Origin of the sequence: Carbonicoccus niuqiaonis, from assembly GCF_050157065.1 — a bacterium.
Classification (GTDB): domain Bacteria; phylum Actinomycetota; class Actinomycetes; order Propionibacteriales; family Propionibacteriaceae; genus Avipropionibacterium.
Genome location: NZ_CP189573.1, coordinates 1303704 through 1327992, shown reverse-complemented (window position 1 = coordinate 1327992; position 24289 = coordinate 1303704). Strand labels below are relative to the sequence as shown.

26 protein-coding genes are annotated in these 24289 nt (G+C 69.7%); 13 read left to right on the top strand and 13 right to left on the bottom strand.

From position 1 onward, the window contains the following. The first annotated feature begins 61 nt into the window (after positions 1–61). Together ACQBAU_RS06105 and ACQBAU_RS06100 are read left to right on the top strand one after the other, a co-directional pair. On the top strand, positions 62–337 hold the full coding sequence (locus ACQBAU_RS06105; protein ID WP_434549391.1) for an Lrp/AsnC family transcriptional regulator: 276 nt from the start codon (positions 62–64) through the stop codon (positions 335–337). Between the two features lie 2 nt (positions 338–339). Then, positions 340–537 carry a hypothetical protein gene (locus ACQBAU_RS06100; RefSeq protein ID WP_434549390.1) on the top strand — a complete coding sequence of 66 codons (198 nt, stop codon included), beginning with the start codon at positions 340–342 and terminating at the stop codon, positions 535–537. Here the strand turns inward: ACQBAU_RS06100 and ACQBAU_RS06095 are convergent, their stop codons facing one another. From ACQBAU_RS06095 to ACQBAU_RS06085, 3 genes are all read right to left on the bottom strand, one after another. Next, complete coding sequence (locus ACQBAU_RS06095) at positions 538–1233, bottom strand: DsbA family oxidoreductase (RefSeq protein ID WP_434549389.1); 696 nt, start codon at positions 1231–1233, stop codon at positions 538–540. A gap of 37 nt (positions 1234–1270) precedes the next feature. Continuing rightward, on the bottom strand, positions 1271–2233 hold the full coding sequence (locus ACQBAU_RS06090) for a rhomboid family intramembrane serine protease (RefSeq protein ID WP_465254808.1): 963 nt from the start codon (positions 2231–2233) through the stop codon (positions 1271–1273). 88 nt (positions 2234–2321) lie between these two features. Further along, positions 2322–2852: a peptidylprolyl isomerase gene (locus tag ACQBAU_RS06085; protein ID WP_434549387.1), complete on the bottom strand. Its 531-nt coding sequence runs from the start codon at positions 2850–2852 to the stop codon at positions 2322–2324. A gap of 183 nt (positions 2853–3035) precedes the next feature. On the opposite strand from ACQBAU_RS06085, the gene ACQBAU_RS06080 reads away from it, so the two are divergent. The 3 genes from ACQBAU_RS06080 to ACQBAU_RS06070 all read left to right on the top strand — a co-directional run bounded on the left by ACQBAU_RS06080 (position 3036) and on the right by ACQBAU_RS06070 (position 5352). Next, positions 3036–3998 (top strand): sunset domain-containing protein, encoded by a 963-nt coding sequence (locus tag ACQBAU_RS06080; protein WP_434549386.1) that lies wholly within the window; start codon positions 3036–3038, stop codon positions 3996–3998. 318 nt (positions 3999–4316) lie between these two features. Beyond that, positions 4317–4751, top strand: coding sequence for a hypothetical protein (locus ACQBAU_RS06075; RefSeq protein WP_434549385.1), 435 nt, complete (start codon positions 4317–4319; stop codon positions 4749–4751). A gap of 22 nt (positions 4752–4773) precedes the next feature. After that, positions 4774–5352 (top strand): A24 family peptidase, encoded by a 579-nt coding sequence (locus tag ACQBAU_RS06070; protein ID WP_434549384.1) that lies wholly within the window; start codon positions 4774–4776, stop codon positions 5350–5352. On the opposite strand, the gene ACQBAU_RS06065 is transcribed toward ACQBAU_RS06070, so the two are convergent. Continuing rightward, positions 5353–5967, bottom strand: a complete 615-nt coding sequence (locus tag ACQBAU_RS06065; RefSeq protein WP_434549383.1) for a TetR/AcrR family transcriptional regulator — start codon at positions 5965–5967, stop codon at positions 5353–5355. A gap of 64 nt (positions 5968–6031) precedes the next feature. On the opposite strand from ACQBAU_RS06065, the gene ACQBAU_RS06060 reads away from it, so the two are divergent. Further along, the gene (locus ACQBAU_RS06060) at positions 6032–6679 is read left to right on the top strand and encodes a hypothetical protein (RefSeq protein ID WP_465254810.1); all 648 of its coding nucleotides are present in this window, start codon (positions 6032–6034) and stop codon (positions 6677–6679) included. A 23-nt stretch (positions 6680–6702) separates the two neighbouring features. On the opposite strand, the gene ACQBAU_RS06055 is transcribed toward ACQBAU_RS06060, so the two are convergent. Both ACQBAU_RS06055 and ACQBAU_RS06050 read right to left on the bottom strand, forming a co-directional pair. Next, positions 6703–7545: an alpha/beta fold hydrolase gene (locus ACQBAU_RS06055; protein WP_465254811.1), complete on the bottom strand. Its 843-nt coding sequence runs from the start codon at positions 7543–7545 to the stop codon at positions 6703–6705. 20 nt (positions 7546–7565) lie between these two features. Next, positions 7566–8036 (bottom strand): GbsR/MarR family transcriptional regulator, encoded by a 471-nt coding sequence (locus ACQBAU_RS06050; RefSeq protein WP_465254812.1) that lies wholly within the window; start codon positions 8034–8036, stop codon positions 7566–7568. Positions 8037–8229: 193 nt separating this feature from the next. On the opposite strand from ACQBAU_RS06050, the gene ACQBAU_RS06045 reads away from it, so the two are divergent. After that, the gene (locus ACQBAU_RS06045; protein WP_465254813.1) at positions 8230–10740 is read left to right on the top strand and encodes a DUF4838 domain-containing protein; all 2511 of its coding nucleotides are present in this window, start codon (positions 8230–8232) and stop codon (positions 10738–10740) included. Between the two features lie 7 nt (positions 10741–10747). Here the strand turns inward: ACQBAU_RS06045 and trpD are convergent, their stop codons facing one another. The 4 genes from trpD to ACQBAU_RS06025 all read right to left on the bottom strand — a co-directional run bounded on the left by trpD (position 10748) and on the right by ACQBAU_RS06025 (position 14517). After that, positions 10748–11803: an anthranilate phosphoribosyltransferase gene (gene trpD, locus ACQBAU_RS06040; RefSeq protein ID WP_465254814.1), complete on the bottom strand. Its 1056-nt coding sequence runs from the start codon at positions 11801–11803 to the stop codon at positions 10748–10750. Then, positions 11800–12246, bottom strand: a complete 447-nt coding sequence (locus ACQBAU_RS06035) for a hypothetical protein (protein ID WP_434549377.1) — start codon at positions 12244–12246, stop codon at positions 11800–11802. Before ACQBAU_RS06035 ends, trpD begins: the two co-directional genes overlap by 4 nt. A 160-nt stretch (positions 12247–12406) precedes the next feature. Continuing rightward, complete coding sequence (locus tag ACQBAU_RS06030; RefSeq protein WP_465254815.1) at positions 12407–14113, bottom strand: multicopper oxidase family protein; 1707 nt, start codon at positions 14111–14113, stop codon at positions 12407–12409. Continuing rightward, positions 14110–14517, bottom strand: a complete 408-nt coding sequence (locus ACQBAU_RS06025) for a hypothetical protein (protein WP_434549375.1) — start codon at positions 14515–14517, stop codon at positions 14110–14112. The genes ACQBAU_RS06030 and ACQBAU_RS06025 overlap by 4 nt, the downstream gene beginning before the upstream one ends. Positions 14518–14579: 62 nt before the next feature. On the opposite strand from ACQBAU_RS06025, the gene ACQBAU_RS06020 reads away from it, so the two are divergent. Then, positions 14580–15071: a MarR family winged helix-turn-helix transcriptional regulator gene (locus ACQBAU_RS06020; RefSeq protein WP_434549535.1), complete on the top strand. Its 492-nt coding sequence runs from the start codon at positions 14580–14582 to the stop codon at positions 15069–15071. Here the strand turns inward: ACQBAU_RS06020 and ACQBAU_RS06015 are convergent. Further along, positions 15032–16075: a cytochrome c oxidase assembly protein gene (locus tag ACQBAU_RS06015; RefSeq protein ID WP_465254816.1), complete on the bottom strand. Its 1044-nt coding sequence runs from the start codon at positions 16073–16075 to the stop codon at positions 15032–15034. The genes ACQBAU_RS06020 and ACQBAU_RS06015 overlap by 40 nt on opposite strands. Before the next feature lie 148 nt (positions 16076–16223). Here ACQBAU_RS06015 and ctaE point away from each other — a divergent pair, with 148 nt between their 5' ends. From ctaE to qcrB, 4 genes are all read left to right on the top strand, one after another. Continuing rightward, positions 16224–16967 (top strand): aa3-type cytochrome oxidase subunit III, encoded by a 744-nt coding sequence (gene ctaE / locus ACQBAU_RS06010; RefSeq protein ID WP_465254817.1) that lies wholly within the window; start codon positions 16224–16226, stop codon positions 16965–16967. A gap of 79 nt (positions 16968–17046) precedes the next feature. Next, positions 17047–17871 carry a cytochrome bc1 complex diheme cytochrome c subunit gene (gene qcrC, locus ACQBAU_RS06005; protein ID WP_465255373.1) on the top strand — a complete coding sequence of 275 codons (825 nt, stop codon included), beginning with the start codon at positions 17047–17049 and terminating at the stop codon, positions 17869–17871. After that, on the top strand, positions 17868–18968 hold the full coding sequence (qcrA, locus tag ACQBAU_RS06000) for a cytochrome bc1 complex Rieske iron-sulfur subunit (RefSeq protein WP_465254818.1): 1101 nt from the start codon (positions 17868–17870) through the stop codon (positions 18966–18968). The genes qcrC and qcrA overlap by 4 nt, the downstream gene beginning before the upstream one ends. Before the next feature lie 4 nt (positions 18969–18972). Then, positions 18973–20805 (top strand): cytochrome bc1 complex cytochrome b subunit, encoded by a 1833-nt coding sequence (qcrB, locus tag ACQBAU_RS05995; protein WP_465254819.1) that lies wholly within the window; start codon positions 18973–18975, stop codon positions 20803–20805. A gap of 100 nt (positions 20806–20905) precedes the next feature. On the opposite strand, the gene ACQBAU_RS05990 is transcribed toward qcrB, so the two are convergent. Beyond that, the gene (locus ACQBAU_RS05990; protein ID WP_465254820.1) at positions 20906–21976 is read right to left on the bottom strand and encodes a glutathione S-transferase family protein; all 1071 of its coding nucleotides are present in this window, start codon (positions 21974–21976) and stop codon (positions 20906–20908) included. A gap of 133 nt (positions 21977–22109) precedes the next feature. Between ACQBAU_RS05990 and glpK the strand changes: the two genes are divergently transcribed. Beyond that, a complete protein-coding gene (gene glpK, locus ACQBAU_RS05985; RefSeq protein ID WP_465254821.1) occupies positions 22110–23651 on the top strand; it encodes a glycerol kinase GlpK in 1542 nt (513 codons plus the stop codon). Between the two features lie 23 nt (positions 23652–23674). On the opposite strand, the gene ACQBAU_RS05980 is transcribed toward glpK, so the two are convergent. Continuing rightward, positions 23675–24223: a hypothetical protein gene (locus ACQBAU_RS05980; RefSeq protein ID WP_434549367.1), complete on the bottom strand. Its 549-nt coding sequence runs from the start codon at positions 24221–24223 to the stop codon at positions 23675–23677. Positions 24224–24289 lie beyond the last annotated feature (66 nt).

The window sequence follows — 24289 nt, the reverse complement described above, 5'->3', positions numbered from 1 at the left end:
AGACGTTAGCGGCGTCGGGTCGGGTGCCATGGGACTGCCCGGAGAACTAGACTCCGTGGTCATGGTCACCGCAATCGTGCTGCTCAAGGCCGACGTCGCCCGCATCCCCGAGGTCGCCGAGGAGATCGCGGCGCTGGACGGCGTGAGCGAGGTCTACTCCGTCACCGGCAACGTCGACCTGATCGCCATCGTCCGGGTCCGCGACCACGAGCGGGTCGCCACGGTTGTCGCCGATCACCTCAACAAGGTTCCCGGGGTGGTGGGCACCGACACCCACATCGCCTTCCGGACCTACTCCAGCCACGACCTCGAGGCCGCGTTCTCGCTCGGCGAGTGATCATGGCCTTCCCGACCTCCGCCACCACGCCGATCCGTCCGCGGCGCGCCGCCGATCAGCCCGTGGCGGCTCAACCGCGGCGTCGACCGGTCGAGTTGATCATCGCCACGATCATGGTGTGGGTGTGGTTGTTGATCATGGTCGGCTGGGTGCTGTTGACGTTCCGCGCACCCGAGCTCGTCCCGGTGACGCTCAGCTGATCAGACCGCGCAGCCGTCCGGGCCACAGGCGTCGGCGTCGTCGACCCCGACCAGGTTGACCGGACGCGACTCGTCCCAGGCCATGGTCAGTGCCTTGCCGAACACCTCGACCGGCTGCGCCCCCGACACCCCGTACCGGCCGATCACGAAGAACGGCACCCCCTGGACGCCGATCTCCTGCGCCGCGGCGACGTCGGCCTCGACCGCCGCCAGGTAGGTGCCCTCGGCCAGCGCGGTGGTGACGTCGGCGGCGGCCAGGCCGGCCTCGACACCGATCCGCGTCAGCGTGTCGACGTCACCGATGTCGGCGCCGCGCTCGAAGTGTCCCGACATCAACGCCTCGGTCACCGCGTCGGCGACGCCGTGGGCGGCTGCGAGGTGGATCAGCTGGTGGGCACGCAGACTGTTGGCGACCTGCAGCGAGTCGAAGTCGTACGTGAGTCCCTCCCCGGCGGCCTGCTCGGTGACGTGGGCGAACATCTGCCGGACCTGCTCCGCCGGCATCCCCTTGCGTGAGCTCAGGTAGTCGACCTCGGTGCCGTCGTAGTGCTCCGGCAGGCTCGGATCGAGCTGGTAGCTGTGCCAGGTGACGTTGACCTCCCCGGCATGCTCGAACCCTGCCAGGGCCTTCTCGAAGCGACGCTTCCCGATGTAGCACCACGGGCACGCAATGTCTGACCAGATGTCGATGTCCACGCCCGGTGCAACATCCGTGCACCGCCGGACATTCCCGTCAGCGCTGCGCCACGGACGCCGCGAGCACGATCGCGCACAGCAACCACACCCCGCCGATCGCGGCGAGTTGCCGTCGCTGCCGAGACGGTACGAAGGCGACGATCAGACCGGCGGCACCACCGCCGATGACGCCGCCGAGCTGGGTCAGCCAGTAGGTCGACCCGAAGCCGACCACGAAGGCGAACACGACCATGATCCCGAGCAGGATCAGGTCACCGCGGATGTCGGCGCCGGCCCGGAGCTTGATCGCTGCGTTGGCCGCGATCAGGCCGAGCACGCCGGCCTGCATCCCGGTGACCCCGGCCGGGCCACTGGTCACGGCCACGAACAGCACCCCACCGACCAGGGTCGAGGTGAGGAAGATGGCGGCGAACCGCCAGCCGCCGAGCAACGGCTCCAGGGTGCGTCCGACCAGGACCAGCACCAAGGCGTTGAGTGCCAGGCCGAACAGTCCGACCGTGGTGACCGCGAAGGTGAGCAGTCGCCACACCTGGCCGTACTCGACCGCCAGGGAGGACAGGGCCAGCAGACCGGTCACCCGACCGCCGGTGAGGAAGTTGGCCAACATCACCACGGCGCTGATCCCGGCGATGGACCAGGTGACCGGGGTGGCTCGGACCTGCATCCGCTGCAGCAGCCCGGGGCCGCCGGACCCACCTCGACGCGAGCCCCCCGCGGTGGCGGGCCGCCCCAGCTGGCGAGGCCGCTTGGGCTGTTCCTTGGCGGCGGTGCCGGAACAGTCCGGGCACTGGAAGCCGACCGTCGCCTCGGTCATGCAGGCCATGCAGATCGGTCGGTGACACCGCTGACAGGTGATCCCGGTGTTCCGGTCGGCATGGCGGTAGCACGGCAGGAACTCCGGCTCGGGCGCCGCCGGACCGGCGAAATCACGCAGTTGTCGATCGAACTCGTCACCCGAGGACGGACCCTCGAACTCCGGTCCGGGATGGGGACCGCTCATGACTCCCGCTCTCGTGTCGCCGGTGGCCGACCGTGGTCGCCGGCCCGGACTGGGCCGGGCCGGGCAACCCGGTTCGTGCTTCGGGGGCTCAGTCTACGTCGACCGAGTTGATCACCACGGGATCGTTCGGACGGTCGCCCGGGCCGGTCGGCGTGCCGGCGATCTTGTCGACCACGTCACGGCTGGCCTGGTCGGCCACCTCACCGAAGATGGTGTGCTTGCCGTTGAGGTGCGGGGTCTGGCCGACGGTGATGAAGAACTGCGACCCGTTCGTGCCGCCGCCGGTCATCGGGTCACGTCCGGCATTGGCCATCGCCAGCAGGTACGGCTTGTTGAACTGCAGCTCCGGGTGGATCTCGTCGTCGAACTTGTAGCCGGGGCCGCCGGTGCCGGTCCCCAGCGGGCAGCCACCCTGGATCATGAAACCGCTGATGATGCGGTGGAAGCCCAGCCCGTCGTAGAATCGGTCGTTCTTCTTCTCGCCGGTCTCCGGATCGGTCCACTCCTTCTCACCGGTGGCGAGGCCGGCGAAGTTGGCGACGGTCTTCGGGGCGTGGTTCTCGAGCAGGTTCACGGTGATGTCGCCGTGATTGGTGTGCAGGATCGCGGTCTTGGGCACGGTTCGGCCTTTCGTCGTCGGACGTGTCGTGGTTGTTCCCTGCAGGCTCGTCTCCCTGCAGGCTCGTTCTTCCATCCAGTCCCCGACATCTTGCCACCCGTTCCTGCGGTGGATTGCGCTGGTCGGTACCGTGGCACTACTCCATGCGTTGGAGAGCCATTTGCCCTGAGATTCGGAGGAATCGTGAAGCGCAAGAAGAAGGAAGCCGCCGTCGACACGGCCGCAGGCCGCCTGGCCGTTCAGTACTGGCCCGCCGCCGAAGGACTCGCCCAGCGAGTCGACCCCTACCGCCAGCAGTTCGTGGACCGCGTCGGTCCGCTGGCCGAACAAGCCCGCAAGTCCGGCGCGTCAGCCGCACATGACGCGCTGGAGCGGATCACCCCCGTCCTGGACGACGCCTGGGAGCGTGTGACCCCGGCCGTCGAGAGCGCCCGTGAGTCGGTGCAGGGCAAGCTGCTGCCCCGCCTCAACGACGTGCTCGCCGAGGCTGCCGGCCACCCGGCGGCCCAGGAGGCCAGCAAGCGTGGCCGCGCCACCGCAGCCGCCCTGCGCGGTGAGCTCGAGGTGCCGAAGCCCAAGCGGAAGCTGCCGCGGATCCTCGGTGGCATCGCCATCGGTGCCGCGGTCGCCGGCATTGCCGTCGTCGCACTGCGGAAGCTGCTCGACAACCGCGACGCTGAGTGGGAGGCCCCGGCCCCCAGCACCTACGGCGGGTCCAACACCCCGAAGCGGGCCGACACCTCACCGTGGGCTGCCGCCTCCGACCCGGCGACCAGGACCGCGAGCCCCGCTGCGGCCCCGACCGCCAGCGGGCCCGGCACCACGGGCGAGGCCACCTCCGAGCCGACCACTGCGGCCGACGCGGGCGCATCCGGCACGGACAGCACCGCGAGCACCGCGAAGCCGGAGTCGGCGGGCCTCAGTGGCGACGCCGGCGAGACCGTGGCACCGTTCGAGCGTCGTTCCTACGGGGCGGGTTCCTACGTCGGCTCCAAGCCGCCGACCGGCTTCGACGTCAAGGGCAATGAGCGCTCCATGAAGTACCACACCCCGGATTCCCCCGCCTATGAGCGGACCATCTCCGACGTGTGGTTCAACAGTGCCGAGGCCGCCGAGCAGAACGGTTTCGTTCGCGCCCAGCGCTGAGCACGACGCCTGACCACGAGGGCCTCCGACCACCCGGTCGGGGGCCCTCGTGCATTCCCGGTCGAAAAAACCGTCCCGATCACTCATGTGGGGCCGTCCCGACGGGCCTGTCCTTGGTGTCCGACCACGTCGACCCCGGAGTGCTCCATGTCCGTCACCCCTGCGCCACCCGTCAGCCCTGTGCCGCCCGTCACCCCTGTGCCGCCCGTCAGCCCAGTTCAACCCGTCAACGGCGTCGCCGACTCCGGTCTCTCCACGCACTGGGTCGACGCCGCTCCGTTCCGGGCGCATCTACGTCACCTGTTGAACGCGACCTGCGTGCCGGTGCCACACCTGGCCACCCTGCTCGGCCTGCCCCCGGCGACGTGCACGAACCTGCTGCTCGGCCGGCCGCGGCGTGACCGGCCCACCGGTCGGCGGCCGCTGCCGCGGATCAGCCCGATGGTGGCCGAACGGCTGCTGTCGCACGATGCCGACTCGCTACGCGACGACCTCGCCAAGTGGCGCAGTGCGACGACGACCCGACAGGCGTTGACCGGTCTGGTCGCCCAGGGCCACCCGGTGACCACCTTGGCCACCGTCACGGGGATCGGCACGGCCGGTCTCGCCGCCCTGCTGTCGGGCCGGGTGACGACCTGTTCGGGCCGTACGGCGTTGGCCGCACGCGCCGCGGTGGTGTGGGCCGAGGGACAGCCGACCCCGACGCCGCAGCCTCACCCCGCGGCGGTCGTCTCGCTGCCCCGGGCCGCCTGACCAGCCCGTACGATCGCTGCTCGTGACGACCGACGACGCGGACGAGCCGCCGGACTACCGCGCCCTGGCCACCCCCGGGTTCGTGGTCGCGGTCGTGGCCTCGATCATCGTGGCCGGTGTGCTCGTGATCCGCTTCGCCCCGGTGGAGGCCTGGCCGGCCTGGTTCGGGCTGGTGACCGTCGGGGTGCTGCTCGGCTGGATCGACGCTGCCACGACCTGGCTGCCGCTCGGGCCGACCCGGCTGCTGTGGGCCCTGACCGCGGTCGGCTGCCTGGTGCTGCCGGCGCTGTCATCGGGTGGGTGGGAACGCCTGCTCACCGCCGCCATCGGGGCGGCGGCGTTCGGCGCCTTCTTCGCACTCGCGTGGTGGTTGTCCCGCGGCCAACTCGGCTTCGGTGACGTCCGGCTGGCCCCGGTGCTGGGGGCCGCTGCCGGTTCGGTGTCGGCCTGGACCATCATCACCGCGGCCCTGCTCGGCACCCTGCTCGGAGCGCTGTGGGCGATCAGCAGACTCATTCGCAGGCGTCGCGACCCGTTCCCGTACGGGCCGGCACTGGTGCTGGGCACCCTGCTGGCGCCTGCCGTCGCCCCCTGGATCTGATCACCCGATGTTCGTGTCGAAGACGCAGTCGACCGCGATCTGCACCATGGCGGCCTCGGTGGTCAGGATCGAATCGTCGGTCGGCAGCGCCCGCGCCAAGGACAAGCCGCTGAGCACGGTGTTGAGGAACTGTTCCCGTCGGACGTTGTCGCCCGGGGCAAGGGCGCCCTCGTCGACCAGGACCGTGAGCCAGTACTGGACGCGGCGGCGTCCCTGCACGGTCAGGGCGTGGAAGGCTGCCTGCTTGTCGGCCGTCGGCTCGGTCGCGATGAACGCCTCGTGGAGCTTGGCCATCGCTGCCCGTGCCTCCTGACCCACACCCGCCGGCGCGAGCACCTGCCGCAGGCAGTCGACGAGTCGCTCCCGCGGCGGGATCGTCCGGTCGTGGATCCGGTCGTCGGGGAACGCGTGGTCATAGATCCCGGTCAGCACGGCCTCCTGCAACACCCGTTGCGTCGGGAAGTGGTGCCGCAACGAGCCGGTGCTCACCCCGGCGCGGGCCGCAACGGCCCGCACACTGAGTCGGGCCCCCACGTCTTCGCCGAGCATCGCCGCGGCCGCGGCCAGGATCTTGTCGCGCGTGGTCGGTTCCCCGATGCCGCCTGCCTTCGTCATCTGTGAACCCTAACAATACACCGTACTAACACGGCGTACTAGTACAGCGTGTTAGTCTGCTGCCATGCTTCAGCAACGCGGACGACAACGGGCGGGCAAGCGAGTGGCGCCCGGCGACGGCCGACCCTTGAAGCCGTTCCGTTGGTGGCAACAATTCGGACGCGCCCTGCTCCACCTGCCGCCCGCCGCCCCTGGGACGTCGACCTACAGCGTCGACGTACGCCACTGGGGCAACCAGGGCAGCGGCGACGTCAAGGCCCACCTGTACCGAGACGGGCGGCTGGCAGCGGAGTCCAAGCTGCCGGCACGTTTCCGGGTCGAGTCGGGCGTCATCGAGGTCACCATGAGTCAGTTCGGGCTCAAGCGTTGCCACCACGTCGGCGACGATGGGTCCACCGTGCAACTGACCCCCGACCCCCGGTCCGCGGAGGGGCGGCGCGCCAGGCTCCAGCGCAATCACCCGGCCCTGAGCCGTGGCATCGGGATCACGTCGGTCCTGATGCTGGTGATCGGCATCGCCCTGCTCGCCCTTCAGCTGGCCGAGACGGTGACCCAGGTCCCACCGGTGGCCGCCCAGGTGGGACGTTTCACCTCACCGGTCCAGCTGCCCGCCTGGCTCAACGTCACGCTTGCCGTCGGCGCTGCCCTGGCCAGCACCGAACGCGCCCTCCGACTGCGCTTCAACTGGGCGCTGGACACCCTCGGGAACTGACCCCGCCGGCCGCCGACCTGACCTCAGCCGGCGAGGAAGTCCCGGACGAGCTCGTTCACCCGTTCGGGCTCCTGCCGCTGCACCCAGTGGCCGGCGCCCTCGATCATCTCGAGCCTCGCCCCGGGCACCTTCGCTGCCGCGGCCCGGGTGTACTTCGGGGCGATCCCGACATCCTTGTCGCCCTGGATGAACAGCGTCGGGCACGAAATCGTCGGCAACTGCGGCCGGAGGTCGACGGTCATCGAGGCGAAGCCGATGGAGGTGTTCTGCCAATCCGAGGACGTGACACCGCCGCTACGCTCGATCTCGGCCATCACCTCGTCCACGACGTCGTCGAAGTCGTCGACCGGGCCGCCGAACAGGAACTTCCGCAGGAACCATGCCGTCGCTGACCGCCCTCGGAACAACCGTGTCCACATCGTGCTGTTGAGGAAGGGCACCTTGGCGGTCAGCCACAGCAGCTGGTGCACCACCGGCGGAAACGCGATGATCCCGCCGGGCGCCATCGCCACCAGACGACGAACCCGTTCCGGGCTCTCGATCGTCGTCGACAGCGCGAGCGCGCCACCTTGGGACATCCCGACCAGATCGGCCTGCGCGAGGTCGTAGTGGTCGAGCACCGCGAGCACGCAACGCAACATCACTGGGTGGTCGGCGATCCCCCGCCAGGGCCGGCTGCGTCCCTGCTTCGGCCAGTCGAGCGCGTACACCCGATGGTCCCGGGCCAACTCGGGGAGCAGCCGCGCCCAGCTGAGATGCGCATTGTCCATCCCTGCACCGCTCAGCAGCACCACCGGACTCCCGTGGTCACCGGCCTTCGTGACCCGCAGCCGACCCTCCGGCTGGTCGATCCACTCGTGCGTCACGCCGAACTCCTCGACCATGATCAGTGCCCTTCGGTTCGTTGGGTACGCCAGCGCTCCAGCAGCGCCGGCAGTTCCAGTTCCAGGAACCGGTACAGGTCGACGACGTGCTCCAGCCGTTCCCGACGCTCCGCCTCGGCATCGCCGAGCAGCTCCAACCCCTGCTCGGTGATCTCGCGGAAGGCGGTGGTGTACGCATACCGCCGCTCCAACATCCGACTCCACCCGTCGGGCGCGATCCGCAGGTACTCGTGACGGTCCCCCGGTCGCCGGGTGCCCTCCACCAACCCACTCGGGGTCAGCAGCTTGAGGGCCGAGCTGATCGAGCTGCGGCTCACCCGCAGCGCGGCGGCCAGCTGGGCCGGCGTCTGCTCCGGCGGGTCACTGATCAACAGCCAGCCGATCACCCGCCCCGGGATCAGCGGCAGCCCCTCCGCGACGAAGAAGTTCGCCACCTTGTCCACGTACGCCAGTTCGTCCTCGGTCGGCTCCATGACCGAAACGCTACACTCATTGCAGTACTTACTGCAGTGGCAGGCCTGGCAAGCCATTGCAAAGGCCCTAGGTTCTAGGTTAGCGTCGGCTCAGGTCCATCAGCCCCCCCCGTAGACCCGAGCCAATGGAGGCCCTCATGGCAACGCAGCCAACCCCTTCTCGCCGTCAGGCCCTGATCCTGGGCGGTGCCGCATGACCAACGTCACCCTCGCCCAGCACGTTTCCGTTCCTCGACGCACCATCCTCGCCGGGGCAGCGGCGGCCGCCGCCCTCGCCGCAACCGGCATCGGCCACGCCCAGGCGGAGCCGGGCCGCAACCGTCGGCTGATCAACAACGGGGTCGCCGAGTGCATCCTGATCCACCAGCCCGACGCCAGTGCCGATCTGCTCACCGCGATCACCGACCTCGCCGACCGCTTCGAGCAGGTCACCGGTGCGAGGCCGGAGGTGAGCACCGATCCCGAGGCCACCGCCCGGACCCGGATCTACCTCGGATTCATCGGCCCCGGGGCCGGACCGCATCTGTCGGCCAAGGTCAACAGCCTGTTCGCCGACGGCTTCCTGATCACACCGTTCCTTGACACGGTGACGGTGATCGGCCGCCTTGAGGGCGGCACCATCAACGGGATCCACGAGTTCGTCGAACGGTACCTGGGGGTGGTCTCCCTGCTGCCCACCACGGTCGGCGACCACATCCCCACCTCCCCCACGATCGAGATCCCCAAGGCGGAGCTGCGGTCCGAGCCCGCGTTCGCGATGCGGTGCTTCTCACCGATGAACCAGGCCCCGGGCGAAGGACCGTACCCGCAGATGACCACGTGGGCAGCGCGCAACCGCCTCCAGGGGCTGAACCACAATGCCCCGCTGGCGTTCCACCACAACCTCTTCTCCCTGTTCCTCCCGTCGAAGTACGCCGATCGGCCCGAGTTGTACGCCAACGGCAAGGTCCCGGCCAGTGACACCACCACGACCGGGTGGCAACCCGCGTTCACCAACCCCGAGACCGTGTCGGTCGCGGTCGCCGAGATCGTCGCGGCCCTTACCGCGGAGCCCGATCTGACGACGTTCTCCCTGGGCGTCAACGACGGCGCCGGATACGAGGTCGGCTTCGTCCCCGACGACTACTACCGCTGGGTCAACGACGTCATCGCCGGAGTGCGGGCGGAGCTCGGGGACCGCGAGATCACCTACGGACTGCTCGCCTATCGCCAGGTTGAGCCGGTTCCGAGCTTCGACCTCGACCCGGCCGTGGTGCCCTTCTTCACCGAGGAGCGACTGGCCTGGGCGGACGACGACCTGCGTGCGGCGTCGCAGGCACTGCTGCAGCAGTGGCAGCAGCGGGCCGCCGGCCTCGGGCTGTACGACTACTTGTACGGCGGTTCGTACCTGATCCCCCGGATGCACGTCGGGGTGACCGCCGATGCCTACCGCTGGGCGGCCGAGCACGGGGTCATCGCCCAGTACGCCGAGGTCTACCCGGCCTGGGGCGAAGGCCCGAAGAACTGGGTGCTGGCGAAGCTGCAGTGGGACCCGAGCCTCGACGAGGAGGAGCTGACCGCCCAGTGGTGCACCCTCGCGGTGGGTGCGGCAGCTGCCCCGTCCCTGCTCAACTACTACTCCTTCTTCCAAGAGTTCTGGGAGACCCGGGCAGTCGACAGCCCGTGGTTCGTACCGGGATCCACCTACCAGGGGTTCAACACCTTGCCGCGCTACCTCGAACTGCTGGAGCCCGAGGAGATCGAACAGTGCCAGACCTGGATCGACCAGGCCGTCGCGGCCGCGGACACCGCAGCGCAGCAGGCTCGCGCCGACGCCCTGGCCAGGACGTGGCAGTACTACCGGGCAAGCGCCCTCAGCTATCCGCGACCGGTGGACCAGCCGACGACCCCGGCCGAGGCACAGGCCATCCTGCAGGACGCAGCTGACCACACCGCCGAACGGGTCGAGCTGGCCGCGGAACGCACCGTCTTGGAGGCCGAGTTCCAAGCCGACCCCCTGTTGATCATGACACTGCGCCCGAGTCGGTATCCGCAGTTGGCCTGGAGCGGCTGGAATCCCAGCGAGTTCTGGGCTGTCGCCGGCTACCTGCGCACCCAGGAACCCGACGGCGGGCCGGTGACGACCGAGGCGGAACGTCTGGCCGCCGAGCATCCGGCGGCGACCGGCCGAGCCGTCGCCCAGTCCGTCCTGGACGCTCGAGCGGTTGGCTCGCTCACCGTGAACTCCTCCTTCGAGACCGCGGGCGCCACCACGGCCGAGGCGCCACCGTGGCGCAATCTGGAGCGGTCGACCCAGACCCGCGGATCGGCACGTGACACCAGCCAGGCGGCCACCGGTGAGGCGTCAGCCGTGGTGACCGGTCGCGGCTGGGGTGGGCCGTCGCAGTTGGTGCCCGCCGCCCACGGGTTCAGCCAGCTCGTGGTCAGCTACCGTGCCACCACCGGCAACGTGGCAAGCCTCCAGTTCGGCACCGACCTGCTGGACGCAACCGGCACCATTCGCGGCACCGTCCGGAGCGCGGTCCGAAGCCTCACCCGCGACGGGGAATGGCATCAGCTCGTGGTCAACGGGGAGATCCCGGCGAACATCTCCGGCCGGGACATCACCGACATCAGTGTCGTGATGCTGGTCGAGAGCCCGGCCGACATCGAGGTCCACCTCGATGACATCGAGCTCTACGTCGCCCCGCGACCGGAGCTCTGAGGCCACTTCAGCCCGCGGTGGCGGCCACCCAGTGCTGCAACACCGTCGCGGCGGCGCCGGAGTCCAGCGCCCGGCCGGCGGCGTCCACGTGGGCCGTCAGCTGTCCGACCAGGTCGGCTTCGAGGTCGGGTCCGGCGTACGCCAACAGCGCGGCTGCGGCGTTCAGCACCACGATGTCGCGGACCGGACCAGGCGCTCCGGCCAACAGGTCCCGTACGACCTGGGCGTTGTGGGCGGGGTCGCCACCGACGAGGTCGTCGGGCGTGGCCCGGGCGATGCCGAGGTCGCGGGGGTCGAGCTCGGTCCGCCGGATCGCACCGCCGGTGACCACGAACACCGTCGAGGACGTCGTGGTGGTGAGTTCGTCCAAGCCGTCGCCGCCGTGGAACACCAACCCCTCGGCACCCCGGGACGCCATCACCCCGGCCACCATCTCCGCCACCCGCAGGTCGGCGATGCCCAGCGCCTGGGCCTGAGGCCGCGCCGGATTGGAGAGCGGGCCGAGCAGGTTGAACGTCGTCGCGATGCCCAACTCCTTGCGGGCCACCGCCGCGTGCCGCAACGACGGGTGGTACTGCGGGGCGAACAGGAAGCAGATCCCGGCCGCCTCCAGCACTCCGGCCTGCCGCTCCGGGGCGGTGTCGAGTGCCACGCCCAAGGCCTCGATCACGTCCGCGGCACCACAGGCCGACGACGCCGCCCGGTTGCCGTGCTTGACGACCCGGGCCCCGGCACCGGCGGCGACCAGCCCGGCCATCGTCGACACGTTCACCGTGTTGGCCCGGTCGCCGCCGGTCCCGACGATGTCGACCGTCCGACCGGGCACGGTGATCGGGGTGCTGTGCGCCAACATGCCGTCCGACATGCCACGGATCTCGTCGGCGGTCTCACCCTTGGTGCGCAGCGCCACCGCGAACCCGGCCAACTGCACCGGGGTCAGGTCACCGGCCAGTACCTGGTCCATCACCCACTGAGTCGAGGCGGCGTCCAGGTCCTCCCCGCGCACCAGCGCAGTCAGCAGGTCGGTCCGCCGGCGGGTGAAGTCGGAGGTGCCAGCGCTCATGGGGCCGAAACGACGTCGCTGCCGGCGGTGCCGACACCCAGCCGCTCGCGCAGCAGCTCAGCCACCAGCTTCGGCAGCCGGATCGGGTCGAGCGGGTAGCCGACCACGCCCTCGGCACGCGACCAGTTGGCGAGCCAGGCGTCGTCGGGCCGGGCCAACATCACCACGATCGGTGGGCACTCGAAGATCTCGTCGTGCATCTGCCGAGACAGGCCCATCCCGCCGGCCGGCGTGGCCTCCCCGTCGAAGACGGCGATGTCGATGGTGCCGGTGTCCATCGCGTTCGTCACCGCCGGGTGCGTCGCGACCTCGACCACCTCGATCGGTGGGAGGTCGGCAGCCACCTTGGCGCCCAGCACCCGGCGGACGTCGTCACGTACCGCACGGTCGTCGGAATAGACCAGCACGGTCACGGGCTTGTCGGCTGGCTTCGCGTCGCTCACGCTGGGTCCTCCACGATCTGGGTACGCCTTGTCGGCACGGTGTCTGGGCAGGTGCGGGGTGACCGCACGTCCGCTGGCATCGTACCGTCGATCCGGCGGAACGCCCCAGCCACTCCACACCGCAGGAGCCCGCCGTCACGGGCCCACTCCGGGGTGGCCGTCAGCCGATCGTGTAGTTGGCCATCATCGCCATGTCCTCGTGCTCCAGGTTGTGGCAGTGCAGCATGCTCGTCCCCCGAATGTGGTCCGGGAACCGCACCAGCACCTCGACGTGGCCGTACGGGGTGACGTTGACGGTGTCCTTCCAGCCACGCTCGGCCTGCTCCACCCCACGTCCGTTCACCGACTGCACCTGGAAGTGCGCGGTGTGCAGGTGCACCGGATGGTTGAAGTCCGAGGTGAAGATCCACCGCTCGACGGTGCCGGCCCGGACGTCGGCGACCGATCCTGCCGGGTCGAAGCCGTGACCGTTGATCCCCCACACCCCCGAGACCCCCATCCGGAAGTCGAACTGCCGGGTCGCCACCACCTCCCCGCCGTCCAGCAGCGGATGCTCGACCAGTGTGGACGGCACCGGGGCCGAGGCCGGGCCGGGCCGATCGATGACGAACTTCACCACCTCCCGCGTCCGCTCCGCGGCCCCCACGGGGACGAACTCGTTCAGCAGCTCGAGTTCGGTGCCGACCTCGAAGGCGCCCAGGTCGACCACCAGGTCGACGCGTTCACCGGGGTGCAGGTCGACCCGCGTCCGGCTCACCGGTGCGGGCAGCAACCCGATGTCGGTGCCGATCTGCTGCATCTCCACCAGCGACCCGCCCGGCCCGTGCAGGGCCAGCCGAAGCGCCCGGGCGTTGCACCCGTTGACCAGCCGCAGCCGGTGGCGGGTCGCCGGCACCGGGGCGTACGGCGACGGCGCCCCGTTCACCAACATCACGTCCCCCAACACCCCGTCGGCGAACTCGGGTCGCACCCCCGGCTGCACCGTCAGCGTCTGGTCCAACCCGGGGTAGGACAGCTCCGCGTCCGCCCCGAACGAGCGGTCGGTCAACAGCATCGGGATCTCGTACGGCCCGGCCGGCAGCTCGAGCGCGTCCTCCTCGTCGTCGCGGACCAGGCAGATCCCGGCCAGCCCGCGCCACACCTGCGGCGCCGAGAAGTCCATGCGGTGGTCGTGGTACCACAACGTCGCGGCCTGCTGGGTCATCGGGTAGCGGTGGTCCCGCTCCCGGTCGTGCAACGTCCAGATCGACGAGACGCCGTGCCCGGACTCCCCGCCGTGACCACCGTGACCGCCGTGGCCGTGGCCGCCGTGACCCTGACCGCCGTGACCGCTGGGGCTCGATCCACCCTCCTGCTCCCCGTGGCTGCCGTGACCGTTCGCCATCGCGCGGTCCAGGTTGGCGACGTCGAAGCCCTCGGGGACCACGAGGTCCAGCGGCAGCCCGTCGGACTCCAGCGGCGTGACGCCACCGTGCAGGTGGGTGGACGTCGGCGTCGGCAGCTCGTTGCGGACGGTCAGGGTGAACGGCCGACCGCGGCGCGCCTCCAGCAGTGGCCCGGGGAAGGTCCCGTCGTAGCCCCACACCTCGGTCGTGCGGCCGGGCAGGATCTCCGCCGTCGCGACCCGCTGGGTGAGCCGGTGGTGGCCCTCACTGATCGGCCGCACCGCGGCCGGCCGTGGCAACTCCTGTTCGTACGGCCCGGGCAGCGGCACCGCGCTGGGGTGGACCTTGCCGACCAGCGGGACGATCGAGCCTCGAGGGGTGAGCAGTGGGCCGCAGCCTCCCAGCGCGGCAGCTCCGGCCACCGCCAACCCACCGAACAGCAGGCCTCGCCGGGACAGCTCGGGTCGGGTCGGGCGCCTCATGCCGCCACCTGCCTCGCCAGCGGCGCCATCCGCCACAGCGCCACACACAGGATCGCTGCGGTCGCCAACAGCACCGACCCGCCCACGATGTGCGCGCCGATCACGCGGGTGTAGCCCAAGATGGCCTGCACCTCGATCAGGAGCCACATCCCCAGCCACAACGGGATCAGCCACCACCGACGGCGGACCAGCACCAGATGGACGACGGCCGCCACCACACCGAAGAACGGAAGGATGCCGAGCATGGCGCCGTTCAGTGAGTGGCCCTGGAACCACTCGACCTGCCCGCTGATGAAGCCCCCGGCGAGGATGATTTGGTAGAGCAACTGAATCAGCCACAGGGTGCACAACACGCGCAGGAGCCACAGCAGAACGCGGCCGGCGCGACGATATTTTTGCTGCATGCGTGCAGTATGTGCACGTCTGCACATGAATTTCGAGAGTGATGGAGGGAGATGGGGTGAGCATGGGGGACGTCCCGGAGCGATCGCCCTCGGTGGGCCCACCGGGGCCGGAGCGGGTCAGTGAGATCTTCCGGCAGTACGTGTCGACACAGCTCCTGTGGGGGCACGCGGTCGCCCGCCGCCTGGGTCTGGGGCCGACCGACTTCGCGGCGATGAACCTGCTCTCCCTGGCGGGCCCGATGAGCGTCGCCGAGCTGGCCCGCGCCACCGGGCTCAGCCCGAGCGCGGCCACCCGCGTGGTCGACCGACTGGCGGCGGCCGGGTTCGTGGAGCGGGCGTCCGACGCCGGCGACCGGCGCCGGGTGCTGGTGCAGATGTCGGCCGACCGACGCCCGGAGGTACAGGCGGCGGTCGAACCGTACCGGGAGGCCTCGCGCACCATCCTGGCCGACTTCACGCCGGCCGAACAGGCAGCCGTCCTCACCTGGATGGCGCGACTACCGCAGGAGCTGGACTACGACTCCGACCGCCCCGGCCCGGCCGACGACGACTGATCCACCCCGGCCGGCTCGTCGGGGTCGCCGGCCTCACCAGCACCCGACGACACGGCCTCCGTACGGTCCCTCCGCCGCGCGGCGGCCTCCTCGCGGTCGAGTTGCCGGTCGACGCGTCTCGCCTCGGCCTGACTGGTCCGGAACCACTGCACGAACAGGATGAAGATCACCAGTGAGGCGATCGCGTCGCCGGTCCCCCACAGGATCCCGCCGGCGATCTCCTGGTCGGCCAACGGCGACGGCGGCCAGGCCCGCTCGAAGGCCAGGTACCACTCCTCGGCGATCAGCGTCCGCGAGCCCATGATCGTCACGCCCAGGAAGGCGTGGAACGGCAGCGTCAGCATGAACAGCAGCACCCGGAACGGATACCCCAGCCGGTTCGGGATCGGGTCCGAGCCGACCAGTGGCCAGTAGAACAGCGAGGCCGTCACCACGAAGTGCAGGTGCAGGAAGTTGTGCCAGAAGTCCGACTGCAGCGTCACCAGGTACAGCGGGGAGAAGTAGAGCACGAACGGGTTGGCGATGTAGAGCGCGAACGCGACCAGCGGGAACGACAACACCTTCACCGGCTTGCTGTGCAGGATGCCCACCAGCACCCGCCGCGTGCCCTTGGGCAGGACCCGCAACGCCAGCGTCACCGGGGCGCCGAGCGCCATGAACAACGGCACCGGCATGGTCAGGATCATGTGCTGCACCATGTGCACGCTCAACAGCACGGTGTCGTACGTCGCGATCGGGCTGAGCAGGGCGATCGCGGTGAACCCCATCCCACCGCCGACGAACGCCAGCGTGCGGCCGACCGGCCAGTGGTCCCCCCGACGGTGCAGCCGCCACACCCCGGTCAGGTAGAGCGCGGTGGGCACCAGCACGCCGAGCAGGGCCCAGATGTCGAAGGTCCATGCCGTCAGCAGGCGTTCGGGGGTGAGCGGCGGGATCGGGTCACCGGGCCGCGCGTGCATCGGCACGAGGCCGAGCACGAGAACGGAGCCGGGAAGGGGTGTCACCCGGCCACCCTACCCAGCCGCCGGCAGGGTTTCCGAGGCCGTCGCGGCAAGCCGATCCCGACACCTGGGCCCCCTGATGTCACCCGAGTTTCGCCCATCGTGCGAGCCCCGGAGTGACTCCGGGGACGGGGACAGCCATAATGACCGTGTGGCACAACAAGCAGACTCCACCGCGGCGGCCGAAGCGCTGCCCTCGGGCGCTCTCCATCCGATCGCACGGGCACGGTTGTCGGGCAACCCCGACCGCCCCGACAAGGTCGCGGTGGGCACCATCGCCTGGCTCTCCTCGGAGCTGATGTTCTTCGCCACCCTCTTCGCCGCGTACTTCACGATCCAGAACGTGACCAACGCCCAGCCGGTCGACGGGGTCACCCTGTGGGAGTCGCGCCAGGCGCTGCTCAACCCGGCCTTCTCGTTCGTCAACACCTTGGTGCTGGTGCTCAGCTCGGTCACCTGTCAGCTCGGCGTCGCCCAGGTCCACGGCAAGGAGCACCGGGTCAGCCGCACCGGCAAGCTCTGGCAGCTCAACAAGTGGGGCATGCGCGAGTGGTACGTGCTGACGTTCCTGATGGGTTCGTTCTTCGTCGCCGGCCAGGTGATGGAGTACGCCGAGCTCATCCACCACGGCCTCACCATCTCCTCCGACGCCTACGGCTCGGTCTTCTTCCTCGCCACCGGGTTCCACGGCATCCACGTGACCGGCGGCCTGCTGGCCTTCTTGTTGCTGCTCGGTCGGACGTTCCTCGCGCGCCGCTGGACCCACGAGCAGACGGTCTCGGCCATCGTGGTCTCGTACTACTGGCACTTCGTCGACGTCGTGTGGATCGTGCTGTTCGGCGTGATCTACGGTGAGCCCCTGGTCAACCTGGTCATGACCACCTTCGGCGGCTGAGCTCCACCCCACAACTCCATCCCGGTAACACCAACACCAGCAACACCAACATCACTTGAAACGCGAGAGGGCCTCGATCGTGCGACTCCTGTCCACCCGGCGGCGACACCCCGCCACCAGGACCATCGTCCTGGCGATGGCGCTGTTCCTGATGGGGGCCTTGTACGCCGCCCTGGCGCCGACCCCCCGGTCCAGCGCCGACGGCGGCATGTCCACCCAGGTCGAGGAGGGCAAGGCCCTGTTCGCCGTGGGCTGCTCGTCCTGCCACGGCCTGAACGGTGAGGGCACCAGTCAGGGCCCGACCCTGATGGGTGTCGGCTCGGCCTCGGTCGACTTCCAGATGGAGACCGGCCGGATGCCGGCCAAGGCTCCGGGCCAGCAGTTGCCGCGCAAGGAGAACCAGTACACCGACGCGGAGATCGCCGCGATCGCCGCGTACGTCGACACCCTCGGCCCGGGTGTGCAGATCCCCGAGCCCGAGCAGTACCAGAGCAGCGAGCTGGAGGCCGCCAACGGTGAGGAGCGGGCCCGGCTGATCGCCCGCGGCGGTGAGCTCTTCCGGACGAACTGCTCCGCCTGCCACAACTTCGAGGGCGGCGGTGGCGCCCTGCCGGAGGGCCGGTACGCCCCGTCGCTGATGGGCGTCGAGGACAAGCACATCTGGGAGGCCATGCGGACCGGGCCCCAGCAGATGCCGGTGTTCTCCGAGGAGACGCTGACCGACGAGGACACCAAGGCGATCATCGCCTACCTGGAGAACCTCCACGGCCAGCCCGACTCGGGCGGTCTCTCCCTCGGCGGCTTCGGCCCCGTCGGTGAGGGCCTGTGGGTCTGGGTGCTCGGCATCGGCGGGCTGGCGGCCGTCGCCGTCTGGATCACCAAGAAGGGGGTCCGGGCCAAGTGAGCGACACCACGCACGACGAGCCGTCGCGCAACGTCATCGACGACCGTCACCCCGTGGCCGATCCCGGGCATGAGGAACACCTCCCCCGGCCGACCGACGAGGACCCCAAGGCGGCCCGGCGCGCCGAGTTGCAGGTCACCGGACTGTTCGCGATCGTCCCGCTGCTGGCGATCATCTTCGTGGTCTGCTACTTCGCGGTGCCGAGCGACTGGGAGGTCAACTTCGGGCCGTTGCACGCCAACGCCCTGCACGTGATCCTGGGCACCACCCTCGGAGCCGCGATCCTGTTGATCGGTCTCGGCGCGGTCCACTGGGCCCGCACCCTGATGGGTGACCACGAGATCGTCGAGGAGCGGCACGGCGCCGCCTCCAGCGACGAGGCGCGCGAGGAGGCCATCGCCCAGTTCAACGAGGGTGTGGAGGAGTCGCAGATCGGTCGTCGCAAGCTAATCGGGCGCAGCATGCTGGGTGCGGTCGGCATCGTCGCCGTCCCGGCCGTGGTGCTGTTGGCCGACCTCGGTGAGTGGCCGACCCCGACCCGCATCTCCGAAACCCTCGAGCGCACCATCTGGGAACCGAAGATGTCGGCCGACGGCCAGACCGTCGAGGAGTACCGCTACCTCGTCACCGACGTCACCTACACCCGGATCAAGGCGTCGCACCTCAAGATCGGCGAGCTGGTGAACGCCCAGCCGGAGAACCTGGCCGAACTGCACGGCGTCGAGAACCACCAGGAGAAGGCGAAGGCGTCCCTGATCGTGGTCCGGATGGACCCGAACAAGATCAAGATCCCCGAGTCCCGCGCCGACTGGCAGGTCGGCGGCATCCTCGCGTACTCGAAGATCTGCACCCACGTGGGCTGCCCGATCTCGCTGTGGGAGCAGCAGACCCACCACCTGTTGTGCCCGTGCCACCAGTCCACCTTCGACCTGGCCGACGCCGGTGTCGTGGTCTTCGGACCGGCGGCCCGCGCCCTGCCGCAGCTGCCGATCGCGGTCGACGACGAGGGCTACCTCTTCGCGACCAGCGACTTCACCGTGCCGGTCGGGCCGAGCTACTTCGAGCGCAACCACTACCCCGAAGACGAAGGCAAGTGATCTGATGGCCAAGCCAGCCCAGACCTCCTCGGCGCCGACCAGCGCCGCCTCGACCGGGGACACCGCGACCACCACCACGACCGCCGCGCCGGCTGCCCCCAAGCGCCCGGCGGCCAAGCCCGGTCCGGTGCTCGCCGCCGCCGCCGGCCCCGCCAAGTGGGCCGACGAGCGCATCGGTCTCGCGGGCCTGGGCCGCGCCGGCCTGCGCAAGGTGTTCCCCGACCACTGGTCGTTCCTGTTGGGCGAGATCGCGCTGTACTCGTTCATCGTGCTGTTGCTCACCGGCGTCTTCCTCACGCTCTGGTTCAAGCCGTCGATGGCCGAGATCGAGTACGAGGGCAGCTACCAGCTGATGCGCGGCCTGCCGATGTCGGAGGCGTTCGCCTCGACGCTGGCGCTGTCGTTCGACATCCGCGGTGGCCTGCTGATGCGGCAGATGCACCACTGGGCCGCGCTGCTGTTCGTCGCCGCGATGTTCATCCACATGTTGCGGGTGTTCTTCACCGGTGCGTTCCGTAAGCCGCGTGAGCTCAACTGGTTGCTCGGCGTCGGCCTGATCGCGATCGGCATGATCGAGGGCTTCGCCGGCTACTCGCTGCCCGACGACCTGCTGTCCGGTACGGGCCTGCGCTTCGTCGACGGCCTGATCCGATCGATCCCGATCATCGGCACCTGGGCGGAGTTCTTCGTCTTCGGCGCGGAGTTCCCGGGCGAGATCGTCATCCCGCGGCTCTACATGGTCCACATCCTGCTGATCCCGGCCGTCATCCTGGGCCTGATCACCGCACACCTGGCGCTGGTGGTCTACCACAAGCACACCCAGTTCCCCGGCCCGGGTCGTACCGAGCAGAACGTCGTCGGCTACCCGCTGTTCCCGGTGTACGCCGCCAAGGCCGGTGGCTTCTTCTTCATCGTGTTCGGTGTCCTCACCCTCTTCGGTGCACTGATGCAGATCAACCCGGTGTGGAAGTACGGGCCGTACAACCCGGCACAGGTGACCGCCGGTTCGCAGCCCGACTGGTACATGGGCTGGGTCGAGGGTGCGGTCCGGATCATGCCCGCCTGGGAGTCCTACATCGGTGGCACCACCTGGTCGTGGAACGTCTTCCTGCCCGCCGTGATGTTGATGGGCGCGCTGTTCACCCTGATGGGGGCCTACCCGTTCATCGAGCAGTGGATCACCGGCGACAAGTCCGAGCACCACTTGCTGGAGCGGCCGCGCAACAACCCCACGCGGACCGCCTTCGGTGTCGCCGCGATCACCTGCTACGGCCTGTTCTGGGCGGGCGGCGGCAACGACATCATCGCCACCCAGTTCCACGTCTCGCTGAACGCGGTGACGGTGTTCCTCCGGGTCGCGGTGTTCGTCGGACCGGTGATCGCCTTCATCGTCACCAAGCGGATCTGCATCTCACTGCAGCGTGCCGACGTCGAGAAGTTGACCCACGGTTCGGAGAGCGGCGTCATCGAGCGCGATCCGCAGGGCGGCTACTCCGAGCGGCACCTGCCGCTGAGCGAGGGCGCGGCCTTCACCCTCACCGAGCACAAGGTCCACAAGGTCCTCGAGCGCGGTGGCGAGCAGGTCGACGAGCACGGGGTCGCCAAGTCGGGCACCGGTGGGGTCAAGGAGAAGCTGCGGGTCATCGGCAGCTCGTTCTACTTCGCCGACAACGTCGCCAAGCCCACCACCGAGGAGCTCGAGGAGGCCCGGCACCACATCGTGGGGTCGAACGGCCAGAACGGGCACCACGAGGTGGAAGGCAACGGTGCGCGCGCGGACGAGGTCGCCGACGGCCCTGCCAAGCGCGAGCTGAAGACCGCGGACGAGGGGCACTGACCCGACCTCAGGCCGGCCAGCAACCGAGAACGATCCGCGCACCCGTCAGGGGGGCGCGGATCGTTTGGTTCTGCGCGGATCGATTGGGTTCGGGGGCCAGTCAGCGAGGCATCCCGTCGGCCGTGTGGGCCGGATCGACCTGCTCGCCGGCCACCGGCGGCGGTGGCGGCGTACCGTCCCCGAACGGGCGGCCGCCCAGCGCCTCGCGGCCGTGCGCGGTCAACCAGTTCCGCAGGTCCGGGCCCTTGGGCACGATGCCGGTCGGGTTCACGTCGGTGTGCACCTCGTAGTAGTGCCGTTTGATGTCGTCGAAGTCGGCGGTGTCGCCGAAACCGGGGGTCTGGAACAGGTCCCGGGCGTACGCCCACAGGGCGGGGAACTCGCTCAGCTTGTTGCGGTTGCACTTGAAGTGGCCGTGGTAGACCGGGTCGAACCGCAACAGGGTGGTGAACAGCCGCACGTCGGCCTCGGTGATGGTGTCCCCCACCAGGAAGCGGCGGTCGGTGAGTCGCTCCTCCAGCCAGTCCAAGGCGGTGAACAGCCGGTCGTACGCGGCGTCGTACGCCTCCTGCGAGCCGGCGAACCCACATCGGTAGACGCCGTTGTTGACCTCGGTGTAGATGCGGTGTGCCACCTCGTCGATCTCGTCGCGGAGCGGCTCGGGGTAGAGCTGCGGCGCCCCGTCGCGGTGGTGGGCGGTCCACTCGGTGGCGAAGTCGAGGGTGATCTGCGGGTAGTTGTTGGTCACCACGGCCTTGGTCGGCACGTCGACGATCGCCGGCACGGTGATCCCGCGCGGGTAGTCGGGGAACCGGGCGAAGTAGGCCTGCTGCAGCCGCTCGTACCCCAGCACCGGGTCGACCCCGCCCGGGTCGAGGTCGAAGGTCCACGACCGCTGGTCGTGGGTCGGGCCACAGACGCCCATGGAGATCGCACCCTCCAGACCGAGCAGCCTGCGTACGATGATCGTCCGGTTGGCCCAGGGGCAGGCACGGGAGACGACGAGCCGGTAGCGGCCCGCCTCGACCGGCCAGCCCGGGCTGCCGTCGTCGCCGGGACGGCCGTCGGCGGTGATCCGGTCGTTGATGTAGTTGGTGTCGCGGGTGAACTCCTTGCCGAAGTCGACGTACGAGCCGGTCGTGGAGTTGGTGTCGGTGTCGGTGTCGGCCATGGGGTCAGCCTACGACCCGCCCCCGACAGGCGGTCCGTGGCTCGATGGTGCACAGACGTGACAAGATCGCACGAAGGCGAAGGCGGGTCCGCGGGACCGCGACTTCGGGCGGACGTGCGACGAAGGGACACTCATGGCTGAGCGGTACGTGATGGCGATCGACCAGGGCACGACGAGCACCCGCGCCATCATCATCGACCACCGGGGCCGCGCCGTCGCCGGCGGACAGGCCGAGCACGCCCAGCTCACCCCCCGCCCGGGATGGCTGGAGCACGATGCAACCGAGATCTGGCGCAACACTCGCGAGGTGGTCGGGCACGCGCTGGCCCGCGCCAACCTGACCCGACACGACATCGAGGCCGTCGGCATCACCAACCAGCGCGAGACGACCGTGGTCTGGGATCGCCGCACCGGGGAGCCGATCGCCCCAGCGATCGTGTGGCAGGACACCCGGACCCAGTCGATCATCGACGAGCTCGCCGCCGACGCCGGGGACGGCACAGCAGGCACCGACCGGTTCGCCGACCGGACCGGACTGCCGCTGGCCACCTACTTCTCCGCCACCAAGATCAGCTGGATCCTTGATCACGTCGACGGTGCCCGGCAGCGTGCCGAGCGGGGCGAGCTCGCCTTCGGCACCACCGACTGCTGGCTGCTGTGGAACCTCACCGGCGGGCCGGACGGCGGCATCCACGCCACCGACGTGACCAACGCCTCGCGCACCCTGCTGATGGACCTCCGGTCGTGCCGGTGGGACCCGGAACTCCTTGCTGCGTTCGACATCCCGGAGTCGATGATGCCCGAGATCCGATCCAGTTCCGAGGTGTACGGCGAGGTGCACGGCTCGCAGTTGCTGCGGCAGACCCCGGTCGCCGGCATCCTCGGTGATCAACACGCCGCCACCTTCGGGCAGGCCGCGTTCGATCCCGGTGGCGCCAAGAACACCTACGGCACCGGCTGCTTCGTGATCGTGAACACCGGCACCGAGATCGTCCGGTCCGAGCACGGCCTGATCAGTACGGTCGCCTACCAGCTGGGCGACGCCGACCCGGTGTACGCCCTGGAGGGGTCGATCGCCGTCGCCGGTTCGCTGGTGCAGTGGTTGCGCGACAACCTGCAACTGGTGTCGAGTGCCGACGAGATCGAAGAGCTCGCCCGCAGTGTCGACGACAACGGGGGCGCCTTCCTGGTGCCCGCCTTCTCCGGCCTGTACGCCCCGTACTGGCGGCCCGACGCCCGCGGCGCACTGGTCGGGCTCACCCGGTACGTGAATCGCGGCCACCTCGCCCGGGCGGCGCTGGAGGCGACGGCCTTCCAGACCCGGGAGGTGCTCGACGCCGTCAACGCCGACACCGCCCGGATCGGAGGCGTCGCGCTGACCGAGCTCCGGGTCGACGGTGGCATGGTGGCCAACGAGTTGCTGATGCAGTTCCAGGCCGACATCCTCGGCATCCCGGTGGTCCGGCCGGCGGTCACCGAGACCACCGCCCTCGGCGCCGCGTACGCGGCCGGGCTCGCCGTCGGGTACTGGGCCGACACCGACGAGCTCGCCGGCCTGTGGGCCGAGGACCGCCGTTGGGAGCCGGAACTGGCCGAGGACGATCGGGAACGCCGGCTCCGGCTGTGGAAGAAGGCGGTCACCAAGACCTTCGACTGGGTCGACGACGACGTGTGACGCCCGGCGAGCTCGTCCAGACGTCAGCCGCGCAGCCGCTTCACCGCTCCGGCAAGGGTGGCGAGCCAGACCCCGCTGGCCGCCGGGACGAGCAGACCCCACCCGGGGAAGTCGGGATGTGACTCTTCGGGGTCGAGGAACAACGCGCCACCGGACCTGACGCCGAATCCGTGCTGGGCCATCACCACCAGCGTCACCAGGGACAGCACCACGAGCACGACGCCCAGCACCTGCGTCACCGTCATCGGCCACCGCGACGGGTTGTAGGAGATGGGCTCCCCGGTGATGAAGTACCCGAGCGCGACACCGACGATCACGGCGACCACCATGATCGCCATCACCACCGACAGGAAGTGCGTACCGAGACCCTGGACCTCGGGATCCAGGTTGATCAGCTCCAACCAGAACGGCCCGAGGCCGATCCCGTGCATGTACCCCTCCCCCGATCCCACGAACACCGGGACGAACAAGGCGGTCACCCCGAAGAAGAGGTTCAGGGTCGCCAGCGCCCGGAGCACCACCTGCTCGAGGTCGACGTGCGCCTGCGACGGTTCTCGTGAGGGGAGGCTCATGACCGAAATCCTAGGTGGCAGGCCGGTCAGCGGGCCCGGTCGGAGCGGCCGGGGGTCGAGCGACGT